We start from the raw sequence: 13967 nt of genomic DNA, 5'->3' as shown, positions 1-13967 counted from the left end.
CTGTCAACGGCGGGCACGCCTGCACGCACGAAGCGTCAGCTGACAGGTAGACCGTATTCCCACAGCACTACCAGGCACCAAAGACCAGAATGAGGGCTCCGCCCTTTGGGCGCTCGCCGCGCGGCGTCCCCTGCCGCGACCTCGAAACGGCATCAGTCCGCTGAGTTCGCCGCCCCTTACCCGACCGTAGGTGATTGGCTGCGAACTTTCGCGGCATATCCGCCCTACGCCTTGCTTCGGTCCGGTATTCCACGTTTCGCAGCCAATCACCTATCGGATCGCCGGGACGACGAACTCAGCGAACTGATGCCGAAAGCAATTTTGCAGCGCGCCCCAGACATCCCACGCCGGGACTCAGAATCTAGCGACCCGATGCCGCCAGCAACCCTCTGTCTGTAGGCAGCGCGACATGAAACCGCTCCCATACTCCTCGAACCATGCAGACTCGGTTACAGTTCTCCTCGAATTCAATTGAGGGTTGAAATGTCCGACGCTCGCCATCTTCTGTTTTCCGTCCCCGCAGATTGGACCAATGACGACAAGGGAGACTTCTATGAGGAATTCATCGTAGAAATTCTCAAGCCAATGCGGATGAGTTCTCAGCGCAGACTGCGAGTCTCCGGGATGGAGCTAGACATATTGGCCAAGAGCGAGGATCGGCCAATAACCGTTTTGGTGGAATGCAAAGCCCATCGCGATCCCGTCTCCGCAGACGTGATCACGAAGCTTATGGGAAACGTCCAACTTAGACGAGCAGACCATGGCTGGCTTTTCACAACGAGCGATCTGACGAAGGACGGCCGAGGACTCTGGGAAGAAATTCAACAGGATCGAGACCTCTCCCTCAAGTTCACCTGGTACTCGCCCGCCCGAACGATTGATGTACTCATAGCTCAACGCTCAATCGTTGACCCGCAAACTCTCAGCCATCACGTCGATGGCTTCAATCAAGGTGACTGGAGCCTTGTGGTCACGCCCGGACGGCGATCGTGGCTTGTCGAGCTGCTAGAGGAAGGAATTCCCGCCAAGTATGCAGTCTTCAACGCCAGAAATGGGCAACCACTAGGATCACGGGAAGCGGCAGAAGTCGCTGGCGCTTCCCACAGGTATGCGGCTCTACAGGCAATTCAGCTTCCGAGCGGCGCCACCGCCACTCCTACTCGCTCCCCGAAGGCGCCTGTTGCCCGAGTTATCTCCGGCGATGCCTGGGAAGATCCCCGCCCCGCACGTCCCACCGATTTTGTCGGCAGAGACGAAGTGATTTCTGGTGTCGGTGCATTCATTGAGCAAGCACGAAGTGGAGCCACCTCCACTCGCTCGTTCGCGGTTCTCGCACCGAGCGGATGGGGAAAAAGCTCGCTGGCACTAAAGCTAGTTCACAAATCTGGCACCAGCAGCATGGAAAAAATCTCCATAACCGCGGTGGATTCCCGCTCCGCCAGCAATGCCGGCTTCGTCGTGGAGGCGCTACGCCTCGCCCTCGACGATGCGGTGAACATCGGCGCCGCCCGCAAGAATCCGCTGAATATCCACAGCCTCCGCGAACCGCTCGACTCTCCGGACGTAAAAAATGCGCTAACGCAACTGCGAACGCAAGGAAGAATCGCGGTTCTCATGTTCGATCAATTTGAAGAACTATTCGCAAAGGAGAGCCTGTTTGAAGTATTCAATGCCGTTCGAGACCTGAGCCTCGATGTCGATTCTGCGCAAGCGCCCCTCGTACTCGGATTTGCCTGGAAAACAGACGTTTCGCTGCCGCAGCAACATCCTGCATACCACCTCTGGCATCAACTCGCCGACAGGCGAAAGACATTCAAGGTAACGGAACTCAAGCGTGGCGAAATCGATCGAGTTATATCCAAGGCCGAAAAAGCTATCGGAAAGAAACTATCTCGCCCGTTGCGGCATCGTTTAACGGAGCAGTGCCAGGGTCTCCCATGGCTCCTAAAAAAACTTCTTGTCCACGTGCTCCAACGCGTGTCGACAGCCGAGTCGCAATATCTCTTGCTGGAGCGTGAGCTAGACATCGAACAGCTCTTCAAAGAAGATCTTGAGCAACTTCAAGAGGATCACCTTCGCTGCCTAAAATTTGTAGCCGCACGAGCGCCCGTTGCAGTGGCAGAAGTCGAAGATAGCTTCTCTCGGGATACAACAAACCTTCTGATTAATCAGCATCTGTTGGTTAGAAGCGGCATGAACTACGTCGTCTATTGGGACATTTTTCGCGATTACTTGGTTGAGGAGCGGGTACCGCAAATTCCATGGACCCGAACATTCCAACGGACTCCCCCAGTGGCACTCCGAGCGTTGAACGTTCTTGAGAGCAAAGGGCCATTGTCGGCACTTGCTCTTGGCGAACAACTTTCTTTGAAAGAAGGGCCAACATTCAATCTGCTTGGCGATCTCGTAGCCTTCCAACTCGTAGATGCAGATGGCTCAGGAAACTACAAGATTCCCAGCCATCTTTCTGACCTATCCCCTACGACGATTGCTGGAATCGTGAGAAGTCAATTGCGTAGACATGTCGTCGCACGAGCAATTGAGCGTCTTTGGGCAAGAGACGAAGTCGTCAGCCAGGACGACTGGCTACATTTTTTTGATCAGCAGCAACCACGCAGCACCATCTTCTCCCCCGCCACCTTGCGAGTCTATTGCGCAAACTTGAAGAACTGGTTGTTGTTTGCCGGGTTGCTTGAACTTCGCCCACGCGGAATCGCTAGAGCTGACGGCAATGGCGGCCAGTTGGGTGTTGTATCAACCAGCAAAACCTTGACTGGCCTTTTTCTCGGAGCATCATCCCCGGCTCGCCTTCAAGAGTTGCTAACAAAACTTGTAGCTGGCGCCACAAGTCGACGTTCGCTAGATGGCGATGGCCTACGAAATGCAATCTCCGACGCATCGGCCTTAGGTCTCATCGACGTAACAGCGGATCGAGTAAATTTGCGCATGAACACAATGGACCTCTCGTCGCTGATGGACGAGGCCAAGCGTTCCGTTGCGCGCCAGCCGACCATTCAACTCGCGCTTGAATCGATCAAAGCCAACAACGGAGACAGAAATGCTGCTGCGCCTCAGTTGGCGGAAGGTCTTGGCGCGGTCGCTTGGAAGCCCGTATCGGCCCTGAGATATCTTGGAGGATTAGTTCGTTATGCAAATTGGGCTCACGGTCTCTCAAAATCGGATCACAACGGAACCGCGCCGCTCAATTTCGGTACCGGCGGTTGAAGCTCGTATCTCGGTCGGCATTGGCATGAGCAGAACGACTCGTCTATCGCGGTACATCGTCACGATGGCTGGCAATACGCCGTAAGCACTGACTTTCGGCGGAGATGCATCAACATAGACACATTTCGAGACAATCAGGTCGATGTTTGCCCCTTCACCACGTGTACCGCGATAGACGACAACCAACGCGAGCAACTACCAGCAATGCCCCCGAATCCCTATCGAGCAGCGGGCCTCCGATCATCGACTGGTGGCTTCGCTTTGCGCTTCAGAATTTCAGTGACAAGCTCCGGTTCAGCATCCCCCAACAACAACCTCCTATTCGGAGCAATGTAGGAGATCGTTTCGGCCAAAACCTTCATGTCGCGACCTATGCCATCTGAAAGTGAAGTAGCTTTCAGTAAGCCGAATCGCGCTCCTGCCGTAACGTCGTCCATGCTCTTCCGCGTAACCTCTAGGTTCGACCGTAAAGTAACGATTGCGTCTATCGCTCCCTTCTCAAGGATAAGCAATTTCGTTCCAAGATCATCGGTGAAGGGCATTTGACGCGGTCGATATGCGCTCATATCTAGCGCTTCCGCTACGGGACCGCCTGCCCGCAAGCTGGCGATCGCCGAATCAACCAACTCTTTGGCGCTCAGCAACCCAGCAGCAACATCGACCAGTTCGGCGGCAATGATTATTTTCAACTTTTCAAGCTGACCAGCTTCTTCACGCGCAGCTTTGAATCGGTCATTGGCTCGATTGATCCAGTTTCCCAGCAGCACTGCGGCACCGCCAAACAGGGCTCCCGCGAGAGCCGCGGCAGCAGACTCATCAGTCCCAATCCCCCATGGCTTACACACAATGACATACCCGCCGAAAGCCACCAGCGCCACAAATAGCACCAAATCGATATGGCCTACGACACGACGCTCCATAGCCCCCCCCCCCCCCCGAGACAGGATCGTTGACTTTCGCGCGCGAAAGACTCCACTATCAGTTGAGCATAGCGGATCATTGCGCCCCGCAACGCCGGAGAAAGCTCCGGCGGGTTCAACAGTGCCTCTACGAGAACTGATTGATCCTCGCGGGAGAGCATAATCGTTTCGACTATTTCCATGGTCAGCCCGAATCGGACTGTGAGCCGACAAGAACTTTCGCACGCGAAAGTTGCTCACCCCTATCGTCTGGACTATAACCGGCGAAATTCCAGAAGCACAAGTAACTGGGTCTTCCTTGAGTTGAAGGATCGCGACAGATTGAGCCACGAGAAAGGTCCAGATCGTCCGTCCGAAACAGTTTCTTCGTCTAGGCCGGCAAGCACAATCACCTCGCCATCTTCCGCGTCCACCCGTCTTGCCGGTCCCGGCTTTCGCCCGAAGGACGCAAATTCGTGAGCGATCTCCGCCAGCTTCGCCGCAGCCGACATCCAATCGCATTTACGTGCGAAAGAACCTCTAATATCAACGCTCGCCACACCGAGCTTCCCGGGCATCTCGTGTACAAAAAATCCCAATCCTGATTCGCACCCCGGCAATCGGATCGAATCGCCAACGAAGGTAACGAGAATCAAATGACGGAACACAAGGATTCGAACAGCGACAAGCATCGCGGACGCGCGAGAATGCGTTGGCTGGCGGCTGGCGTCGTGGTCGCAGCGGCAGTACTCGTTGGAGTGCGCTTCATTTCATCGCAAGGCGGCCTGGACAAAAGCGAGATCGACGAGATTCTGAAAGTCGCGCTCGAGGACAAGAACACGGCTCCGACAGACGCCTGCGTCAGCCTGACCGGCACCGAGCTTCCAGCCGATGTCAATGCGAAGAATTTACTGCGAGTAGACGGCGTGGTGAGAAAAGATGTGCAGGCGTTAATCGACCGCGGCCTGATTACCGTGAAATTCGATGCAGGTAGAGGAACGCCGACCGTTAGAAACCCGGACTACGAGTCGACTGACAAAAATGTTCCTTTAAGCCATATCGAGCTAACGCCTTTCGGGAAGTCGTTCTATCGGTACGAAGAATTCGAGACGACCGATGGGTCATCCCCCGGAGGACATGTGCTGCACATGGCGAATCTGTTCTGCGCGCACGTTATATACGGAGGCGTGGAGAAATTCATGGAGCCGTCCAAAAATCCGTTCGATGACAACCCGCATCTGGTTTCGTGGGTCAATTTCCTGTGGAAGCCGGATGAACGCGCCACACCGTGGCTGACGGACCCGGAACTCATGAACTCCTTGTCGTTTTTTCCTGAAAAGGATGGTTGGGCACACAAGGGGATTCTCCTTGAGCGGGACGACAACGGACACTGGGGACTCGGTACCAACCCATACACCATCCGCTGGTAGGCGGCGTCACACGAAGCGCACCGACAGTCGCGTCATCGGCATCCGGTCTTTCCGACAGGCCGGATGCCGAAGCGACCAACGACACGGCGGCCCGGCCTCGTCCCGACGTCCTACGCCGCCACCGCCCCACGCCGCTCCTCCGGCGCCTTTCCCCGCACCTTCCCGCGCCAGTTCTCCCCACCCTCCAGCGCCGGTGTCGACTCGAACACCTCCGCGATCCAGTCGGCGAACACACGCACCTTCTGCGACAAATGGCGATTGTGCGGATAAACGATCGAGATCGGCTTCGGCTTCGGATTGCAGTCCGGCAGCACCTCGACCAGCGATCCGTCGAGCAGGTTCGGCAGCACCATGAACAGCGTCGGCTGAATCATCCCGAACCCTTCGAGCCCGCACGTCACGTAGGCATCCGAATCGTTGACCGTGACCTCCCCGCTCATCCGCACCTCGACCGGCTTGCCGTCGATCATGAACACCCACGGAATCGCACGCGCGCCGTGGCTCGAACGGAAATTCACCGCATGATGCTCGGCGAGATCGGCAATCTCGTGCGGCTCGCCGTGACGCGCGACGTAATCGGGCGACGCGCAGGTCACGCGCTTCAGCATCCCGATCCGCCGCGCGACCATCGACGAATCCTCGAGCGGCCCGACCCGGATCATGCAGTCGATGCCCTCCTCGATCGGATCCACGTAGCGGTCGGAAAGCCCCAGCTCGAGCGTGATGTCCGGATAGCGCTGCCGGAAAATCGACAGCGACGGCAATACGATGCGCCGCCCGAGCGAACTCGGCATGTGGACACGCAACACGCCGCTCGGCTTGCGGTTGCCGGTCTGGAAGCTCGCGTCGGCTTCCGCGATCTCCGCGATGATCTTCATGCAATGCTCGTAGTACGCGGCGCCTTCCGGCGTCAGCGACAGCCGGCGCGTGGTCCGGTGCATCAGGCGCACACCGAGCAGCGCCTCGAGATTCTGGATGATGGTCGTCACCGACGCGCGCGGCATCGCGAGCGTGTCGGCCGCGCGCGTAAAGCTGTTCGCGTCGACCACGCGGGTAAAAACTTCCATTGCCTGGATTCGGTCCATGCTGCCCCCCTTCGAATCGCCAACAGGACAGAATAGAGCGCGCGGCGGGCACGGCACAAGCCCCCACCCATTGTTCTCCAACCCTGAATAGTCTCGGCGTTTCGCACTGGAAAACGATCGGTTTTCGTTCAGTTCCAGACGGCAACCGCACCGGCCCCGATCGCGCGCCGCGCGCTATCGCACGAACCTACCGCACGAACCGCTCCCGATACGTCTGCGGCGACACGCCCAGCACACGCACGAAGCTGCGCCGCAACGTCTCCTCCGAACCGAATCCGCATCGCGCGGCGATCCGCTTGACGGGCCATGTCGTTTCGCCGAGCAGGCGCTGCGCGGCCTCGACGCGGATCTGCTCGACCGCGCGCGCGGGCGTGCGCCCGGTTTCCGCGCGATAGTGGCGCACGAAGCTGCGCTCGCTCATGCGCACGCGCTCGGCCAACGCGGGCACCGACAGGTCGGCCGCCAGGTGCTCGGCCATCCACGCATGCAGTTCGCCGAAGCGGTCGTCGGTGCGCTGCATCGACAGCATCGCGCTGAACTGCGCCTGTCCGCCCGGACGCTTGAGGAACACGACGAGTTCGCGCGCGGCGTCGAGCGCGGTCGCGCGGCCGAGATCCTCCTCGACCAGCGCGAGCGCGAGATCGATGCCGGCCGTCACGCCGGCCGACGTCCACAGCGCGCCTTCGCGGATGAAGATCGGATCGGCTTCGACTCGCACGTTCGGGTAGCGCGCCGCGAATTCGCCGCAGCGCGCCCAGTGCGTGACCGCGCGCCGCCCATCGAGCAGGCCGGCCTCGGCGAGCAGGAACGCGCCGGTGCAAACCGACGCAACGCGCCGCGCACGCTCCGCCTGCTGCCGCACCCAGCGCACCAGCCGGACATCCTGCGATGCCGCGTGCACGCCCTTGCCGCCGGCGACGATCACCGTATCGGGACGGCGCGCGGCCGAACGGAGCGACTCGGCCATCACGACAAGGCCCGACGATGTCTCGATGGGCCCGGCGTCGGCCGCGACGACACGCGGCGCATACGGCGCCGGCTGCCCGCGCTCCAGCGCGAGTTCGTTGACGGATGCGAACACCTGCAGCGGCCCCGTCACGTCGAGCAATTGCGCGCGGGGGAACGCGAGGACCAGGATCGAGCGCGGAACGGCAGGCATGGCGATTGGCTGAAAACGTGGGTGATATGGCAATTTCGCCAGACACTACGCGCCTAGAATCGATCTGTCCATCGTGTGCCGGCAACGGCGCGTTCCTCTTTCACCCGGAGTCTTCGCATGACCCTGCATATCGGTCTTCTCGTGTTTCCCGGCGTCCAGCAACTCGATCTCACCGGCCCGCACGACGTGCTCGCGTCGCTGCCCGACGCAACTGTCCACCTGGTCTGGAAGTCGCGCGATGCCGTCGCGTCGAGCAGCGGCCTCGCGCTCGCGCCGACCTGCACGTTCGACGATTGCCCGCCGCTCGACGTGATCTGCGTCCCGGGCGGCATCGGGATCAACGACCTGCTGCTCGACGCCGAAACGATCGCGTTCGTGCAGCAGCGCGCGGCTACCGCGCGCTACGTGACGTCGGTCTGCACGGGCGCGCTGCTGCTCGGCGTGGCCGGCCTGCTGCGCGGTCGGCGTGCGACGACGCACTGGGCGTTCCACGCGCTGCTCGAACCGCTGGGTGCGGTGCCCGTGCGCGAGCGTGTCGTGCGCGACGGCAACCTGATCACCGGCGGCGGCGTGACGGCCGGCATCGACTTCGCGCTGACGATCGCCGCGGAGCTGGCCGGCGACGAAGAGGCGCAGGCGATCCAGCTTCAGCTCGAATACGCACCCGCGCCGCCGTTCGATGCCGGCTCGCCCGACACCGCGCCGGCATCGGTCGTGAAGCGTGTCACCGAGCGTTCGGCGGCCGGCTTCGCGAAGCGCAAGCAGATAATCGAGCAGGCGCTTTGCGCGGTGTCGCGCTGAATGCAGACGGAAGTGCGGGTGCGGGGAAACTGACTGGAAAACGACGCGCATTCGCGCCGGAGAACATATCGATGAACATCATCCGCAGCGCGGCGTTCACCGCGGACCGCCCGTGGGGGGCGCTCGACATCGCGAACCTGAACGGCATCACGGTCCGGCTGCACTGGACCGACCAGCCGTATCGATGGCATGTGAACGACGGCGAGGAAGTGTTTGCGGTGCTCGACGGTCGCGTCGAGATGCGCTACCGCGTCGCGGGCATCGAGCACGCAACCGTGCTCGAGACCGGCGACGTCTTCCACGCGACGGCCGGCACCGAGCACGTCGCGCATCCGCTCGGCGAAGCGCGCATCCTCGTGATCGAGACGGAAGGCAGCGTCTGACGGCGAGCGGCTGTGCGCCGATGCCGCGCGGCGGATTTTACCCCGAGATCGTGCCCGTGCCCTGCGACGGGATCAGTTTCGGCTGCGGCGTGCACAGACACTGGCACAGGTCGTGTTCGAGCGCGACGACCTTGCCCATCACGGTCATCGTCCGCTCGCCGCCGTCCGACACGATCACGCCCGTCGTCTTGCACGCCGCACAGAACACGGGCGCGCCGAGATAGGCGAGTTCGCGCCCGTCGAACGACGAATTGGCGATCCCCTCGAGCACCACGCCGCCGTGGTCGGTCGTGTCGCCCTTCAGAATGAATTTGCGGCTCATGATGTCGGTTCTTCCCTCGGAAACGCCGCGCCGCGCGGCAGCGTGGCCGCGCACGGGCAATCGGAATCCGCCCGTCGGTCGCGGGCGTCCCGCGAGCATATCACCGCCCGCGGCGGCCGCATGCCGTTCGCCGCGGCCGCGCCCGTCAGAACTTGTGCCGCATGCCGATCCGCGCCTCGAACCAGCGGTCGTTCGCGGACGCGCCTGGACCGTTGATCGCGGCGACCGCCGCCCGCCCCGTCGAGTCGGTGCCCGACGCGCGCTGGTAGACGGCAGTCAGATTCACGTCGGTGCGCTTCGACAGGAAGTCATCGAGCCCTGCCGCAACCTGGTGATACGTCGCGCCGTCGGCGCCGTTCAGACGAACAGCGCAATGCACAGCGCGGCGCCGCACAGATACGTGCCGAGCGCACCGATGAAACGCACGGGATTCGGCCTGGCCATCGTCGGCCACGCGAGCAATCCGATCACGAGCAGGCAGCGGCACGCGGTCGCCGCGACGATCAGCGACAGGATCGCGCGCGACGGATCGTGTGCGCCGAAATAGAGAAACAGCACCGCGAGAAACGGCGCGTATTCGGCCGTGTTGCCGTGCGCGCGCACGACCTTGTGCAACGCGTTCGTCGGATCGGACACGCACCCGGATCCGGTGGTGCACCGAAAGCGCGTGGCGGACACGACAAGCCCGAGCCCGAACAGCAGCAGCCCGAGGATGGCCGTACAAACGAGCGCGACGGGATGGATCGGCATGGGACTCCCGGCGAAAGCGGAAATGCGCCGCAGATCCGGCGATCGTACCCGCGGCCGGCGCGCGCGGCTATCGCGGAAAACCGTAGCGTCGTCGCGCGCCGCCCGCGATTTCACGAACAGGATCCGGCCCGAATTGCCGCGATACCGCAGCGCACGAAACCGGTGCATCGACCGCCTGCCCGGCCGCCCGAGCCTGCGCGCCGACACCCTTGTCACGCGGACGCTTCGGCGCGGAACGCGCAAACGTTAGCCCGCGACGGCGCTCGCCGCCGCACCGCAACGCCGCTTGCCGCGCGTCACAGGCACGTGCGTTGCGTCGGCGCATCTCGGTAGTGAACCGCCCTTGGCAGCACGCGGTTGAGGACTACACTAATCCTTAATGGGGTGCGGCCGGAGCCCGCGCCTTCAGGGAGACGCCGCCATGAATCGGCCGCTGAATCGTATCCTGCCGCGCGTGACCGGTCTCGCATCGGTCTGGACGTGGGTCAAGTGGTCTTTGCTGGCCGCGCTGGTGATCGCGCTGGCGATCGTTGCGCGACTCGTGCAGACCGAAATCGAAACGTCCCGGCTGCAGGCGCGCTACCTGTCCGAGCTCACCCGCGATGTCGGCTACACGGTCGAAACGGGCCCGAGCGATCATATCCGCTTCCCCGCGAGCGGCCCTTACGACCAGCGCCTCGGCTACGCGATGATTCCGTCGTTCCAGGAGCGGCTGCTCGCGCGCGGCTTCGTCGTCGGCAAACAGGCGCGCGATTCGCAGCGGATGCTGTCGCTCGGCGATCGCGGGTTGTTCCTCCCTTACGAAGAGAAAGACCAGGCGGGCCTGATGCTGTTCGATTCGACCGGCGCGCCACTGTTCACGACCGTGTTCCCGCAGCGCGTCTACGCCGACTTCGACACGGTGCCGCGCGTGGTCGTCGATTCGCTGCTGTTCATCGAGGATCGCTACCTGCTCGACGCGAACGAACCGAACCGCAACCCGGCGATCGACTGGGGGCGCTTCGGCCGCGCGCTCGCCGACCAGGCGCTGCACGTCGTCAACCGTCACCAGGCGCGCCCGGGCGGCAGCACACTCGCGACACAGATCGAGAAGTTCCGCCATTCGCCCGAGGGCCGCACCGCGACGCCGCCGGAAAAGCTGCGGCAGATCGCGTCCGCATCGGTCCGCGCGTACCTGAACGGCCCGCAGACGATGCTCGCGCGCCGCACGATCGTCGTGCGCTACCTGAACTCGGTGCCGCTCGCAGCGCGGCCGCACATCGGCGAAATCACCGGCATCGGCGACGGTCTTGCCGCATGGTACGGCCGCGACTTCAACGACGTGAACCGGGTCCTGTCCGCGCCGACGACCGGCGACAACGTCGACGAACAGGGCAAGACGTTCCGCGAGGTGCTGTCGCTGATCATCGCGCAGCGCGCGCCGTCGTACTTCCTCAACCGCGGCTATCCGGCACTGCAGCGGCTGACCGACAGCTACCTGCGGCTGCTGTCGAACGGCGGCGTGATCTCGCCTGCATTGCGCGATGCCGCGCTGTCCGCGCAAATCGAACGCAGCGCGCCGCCGGCCGCCGCGCAGGTGCAGTCGTTCGTGTCGCGCAAGGCCGTGACGTCCGCGCGCGCGTCGCTGCTGTCGGCCCTCGGCATCAGCGACGTGTACCAGCTCGACCAGTTCGACCTGGAGGCCACGAGCACGCTCGACAACGGCGTGCAGCAGGCCGTCGCCGAGCGGCTCGCGAAGGCGTCGACGCGCGACGGCGCGCAGGCCGCCGGCCTCTACGGCTACGAGATGCTCGCGCCGAAGGACGACCCGTCGCATCTGACGTACAGCTTCACGCTGTACGAACGCCGCAACGGCGCGAACATGCTGCGCGTGCAGACCGACAGCGTGAACGAGCCGTTCGACGTAAATCGCGGCGGCCGCATCAACCTCGGCTCGACCGCGAAACTGCGCACGCTGATCACGTACCTGCAGATCGTCTCTGACCTGCATGCACGCTATGCGAACCTGTCGAACGCGGAGCTGGCCCGCGTGAAGCCCGACCCGGCCGACGGGCTGTCGCGCTGGGCGCTCGACTATCTGTCGCATACGCGCGACCGCTCGCTGCAGGCGATGCTCGACGCGGCCGTCGAACGCAAGTATTCGGCGAGCCCCGACGTGTTCTACACGGGCGGCGGCGCGCAGGTATTCTCGAACTTCGAGAAGTCGGACAACGGCCGCATCCTGACGCTGCACGCGGCGTTCGAGCATTCGGTCAACCTCGTGTTCGTCAGGCTGATGCGCGACATCGTCCACTACGAGACGCTGCAGGCGGCCGGCCCGTCGACGTCGTGGCTCGGCGATCCCGAGCAGCGCCGGCATTACCTGCAGCAGTTCGTCGACGGCGAAAGCCAGGTCTACGTGAAGCGCTACTACACGCGCTATGCGGGCAAGGCGCCCGACGACGCGCTCGCGCTGCTGCTGCACGACGTGCGCAAGTCGCCGCCGAAGATCGCGACGGTGCTGCGCAGCGTCGCGCCGAACGAATCGCTTGCGTGGTTCGATACGCAGATGCGCGCGCAACTGAAGGGCACGCCGGCCGCGACGCTGTCCGACGACGATCTCGCCGCGCTCTACGCAAAATACGCGATCGACCGCTTCAACCTCAACGATCGCGGCTATATCGCGAGCGTGCACCCGCTCGCGCTGTGGACGCTCAACTACCTGCGCGCGCACCCTGCCGCGTCGCTCGGCGAGGTCCAGCGCGAGAGCCGCGATGCGCGTTTCTACACGTATTCGTGGCTGTACAAGACGCGCTACCACGCAACCCAGGACCGGCGCATCCGCCGCATGGTCGAGCTGCGCGCGTACGCGGAGATCACGAAGTCGTGGCGCGCGCTCGGCTACCCGTTCGCGGAAGTCACGCCGTCCTACGCGGCCGCGATCGGCGCATCGGGCGACCAGCCCGACGCGCTCGCGAAACTGATCGGCCTGATCGCGAACGATGGCCAGAAAGCGCCGACCGAGACGATCACGCGGCTCGACTTCGCGAAGGGCACGCCGTACGAGACGCGCTTCGTGCGCGCGGCCGCGCAGCCGCAGCCGACGCTGTCGCCGGAAATCGTCACCGTGGCGCGCACGCTGCTGCGCGACGTCGTGCTCAACGGCACCGCGCGCCGCCTCGCGGGCGGCTTCACGCTGCCCGACGGCAAGACGCTCGCGGTATACGGCAAGACGGGCACGGGCGACCAGCGCTTCAACGTCTACGCACGTGGCGCGCGGCTGATCGAGTCGCGCAAGGTGAACCGCAGCGGCACGTTCGTGTTCGTGATCGGCGATCGGTTCTTCGGGGTGCTGACGGCAACCGCGCACGAACCGTATGCGGCGCGCTACGACTTCACGAGCGCGATGGCCGTGCAGTTGCTGAAGTCGATGGCGCCGGCGCTCGCGCCGCTGATCGAACGTCCGGCCGCCACCGGCACGCACGCCGCGGCCCCCGCGCCGCAGGCGGAAATGCCCGCGCCGGGCGCCGCCGCGGCGCAACCTTCCTGACCGCTGCGCGTACGTTCACGCGACGGCACGCCGCTCAGTGCGAGCGGCCGTCGTAGTGCGTGACGGGCAGCGTGTCGAGGTCGACATCCTCCAGGCAGCGTACGTTGATCGCGGCCATCGCGGTACCGTTCGGATGAACACCCTCGGCGAACGGCTGCATCCCGCAGCGCTTGCAGAAGCGATGCCTGATCACGTGCTTGTTGAACAGGTAGGTCGCGAGATTCTCATCGGGCGTGAGGAGCTTCATGTGGTCGCGCGGCACGAACCACATCAGCGCACCCTTGCGCTGGCAGATCGAGCAGTTGCACGCCATCACACCCTGCAGGTCGCCTTCCACTTCGAACTTCACGTCGCCACAGTGACAGCTTCCGCGATAAAGCATGG

At 63.0% G+C, this 13967-nt stretch carries 12 protein-coding genes and 1 pseudogene; 5 read left to right on the top strand and 8 right to left on the bottom strand.

The genetic code is table 11. The annotated features are described in order from the left end of the window. The first annotated feature begins 483 nt into the window (after nucleotides 1-483). Nucleotides 484-3225: a restriction endonuclease gene (locus OEJ37_RS05325; RefSeq protein ID WP_263343418.1), complete on the top strand. Its 2742-nt coding sequence runs from the start codon at nucleotides 484-486 to the stop codon at nucleotides 3223-3225. Nucleotides 3226-3443: 218 nt separating this feature from the next. Here OEJ37_RS05325 and OEJ37_RS05320 read toward each other — a convergent pair whose 3' ends face one another. Further along, nucleotides 3444-4145 (bottom strand): hypothetical protein, encoded by a 702-nt coding sequence (locus OEJ37_RS05320; protein ID WP_263343417.1) that lies wholly within the window; start codon nucleotides 4143-4145, stop codon nucleotides 3444-3446. Further along, nucleotides 4127-4327: a DUF1778 domain-containing protein gene (locus OEJ37_RS35045; RefSeq protein WP_411859237.1), complete on the bottom strand. Its 201-nt coding sequence runs from the start codon at nucleotides 4325-4327 to the stop codon at nucleotides 4127-4129. The genes OEJ37_RS05320 and OEJ37_RS35045 overlap by 19 nt, the downstream gene beginning before the upstream one ends. A gap of 453 nt (nucleotides 4328-4780) precedes the next feature. On the opposite strand from OEJ37_RS35045, the gene OEJ37_RS05315 reads away from it, so the two are divergent. Continuing rightward, nucleotides 4781-5554: a hypothetical protein gene (locus tag OEJ37_RS05315; RefSeq protein WP_263343416.1), complete on the top strand. Its 774-nt coding sequence runs from the start codon at nucleotides 4781-4783 to the stop codon at nucleotides 5552-5554. Between the two features lie 110 nt (nucleotides 5555-5664). Here OEJ37_RS05315 and OEJ37_RS05310 read toward each other — a convergent pair whose 3' ends face one another. Both OEJ37_RS05310 and OEJ37_RS05305 read right to left on the bottom strand, forming a co-directional pair. After that, complete coding sequence (locus OEJ37_RS05310; RefSeq protein ID WP_263343415.1) at nucleotides 5665-6639, bottom strand: LysR family transcriptional regulator; 975 nt, start codon at nucleotides 6637-6639, stop codon at nucleotides 5665-5667. 187 nt (nucleotides 6640-6826) lie between these two features. Next, nucleotides 6827-7798: a GlxA family transcriptional regulator gene (locus OEJ37_RS05305; protein ID WP_263343414.1), complete on the bottom strand. Its 972-nt coding sequence runs from the start codon at nucleotides 7796-7798 to the stop codon at nucleotides 6827-6829. Nucleotides 7799-7915: 117 nt separating this feature from the next. Here OEJ37_RS05305 and OEJ37_RS05300 point away from each other — a divergent pair, with 117 nt between their 5' ends. Together OEJ37_RS05300 and OEJ37_RS05295 are read left to right on the top strand one after the other, a co-directional pair. Further along, entirely contained in the window at nucleotides 7916-8599 is a 684-nt protein-coding gene (locus OEJ37_RS05300) for a DJ-1/PfpI family protein (RefSeq protein ID WP_175941219.1), read from the top strand. Nucleotides 8600-8670: 71 nt separating this feature from the next. Then, a complete protein-coding gene (locus OEJ37_RS05295) occupies nucleotides 8671-8982 on the top strand; it encodes a cupin domain-containing protein (RefSeq protein WP_263343413.1) in 312 nt (103 codons plus the stop codon). A gap of 37 nt (nucleotides 8983-9019) precedes the next feature. Here the strand turns inward: OEJ37_RS05295 and OEJ37_RS05290 are convergent, their stop codons facing one another. The 3 genes and pseudogenes from OEJ37_RS05290 to OEJ37_RS05280 form a co-directional block, all read right to left on the bottom strand. Beyond that, on the bottom strand, nucleotides 9020-9304 hold the full coding sequence (locus tag OEJ37_RS05290) for a PAAR domain-containing protein (RefSeq protein WP_174421710.1): 285 nt from the start codon (nucleotides 9302-9304) through the stop codon (nucleotides 9020-9022). 145 nt (nucleotides 9305-9449) lie between these two features. Next, nucleotides 9450-9665 (bottom strand): annotated as a pseudogene (locus tag OEJ37_RS05285) (porin); the annotation flags it as partial. Next, the gene (locus tag OEJ37_RS05280) at nucleotides 9662-10054 is read right to left on the bottom strand and encodes an MAPEG family protein (RefSeq protein WP_174421709.1); all 393 of its coding nucleotides are present in this window, start codon (nucleotides 10052-10054) and stop codon (nucleotides 9662-9664) included. The gene OEJ37_RS05280 and the pseudogene OEJ37_RS05285, both read right to left, overlap by 4 nt. A 421-nt stretch (nucleotides 10055-10475) precedes the next feature. Here OEJ37_RS05280 and OEJ37_RS05275 point away from each other — a divergent pair, with 421 nt between their 5' ends. After that, nucleotides 10476-13583: a transglycosylase domain-containing protein gene (locus tag OEJ37_RS05275; protein ID WP_263343412.1), complete on the top strand. Its 3108-nt coding sequence runs from the start codon at nucleotides 10476-10478 to the stop codon at nucleotides 13581-13583. A 34-nt stretch (nucleotides 13584-13617) separates the two neighbouring features. On the opposite strand, the gene OEJ37_RS05270 is transcribed toward OEJ37_RS05275, so the two are convergent. Further along, entirely contained in the window at nucleotides 13618-13965 is a 348-nt protein-coding gene (locus tag OEJ37_RS05270; protein ID WP_174421707.1) for a GFA family protein, read from the bottom strand. Between the last annotated feature and the right edge of the window lie 2 nt (nucleotides 13966-13967).

The sequence above is a fragment of the Burkholderia sp. BKH01 genome, assembly GCF_025685725.1.
Classification (GTDB): Bacteria; Pseudomonadota; Gammaproteobacteria; order Burkholderiales; family Burkholderiaceae; genus Burkholderia; species Burkholderia pyrrocinia_C.
Note: the sequence above shows the minus strand (reverse complement) of the source record. Positions and strands in the feature narration are given on the sequence as shown.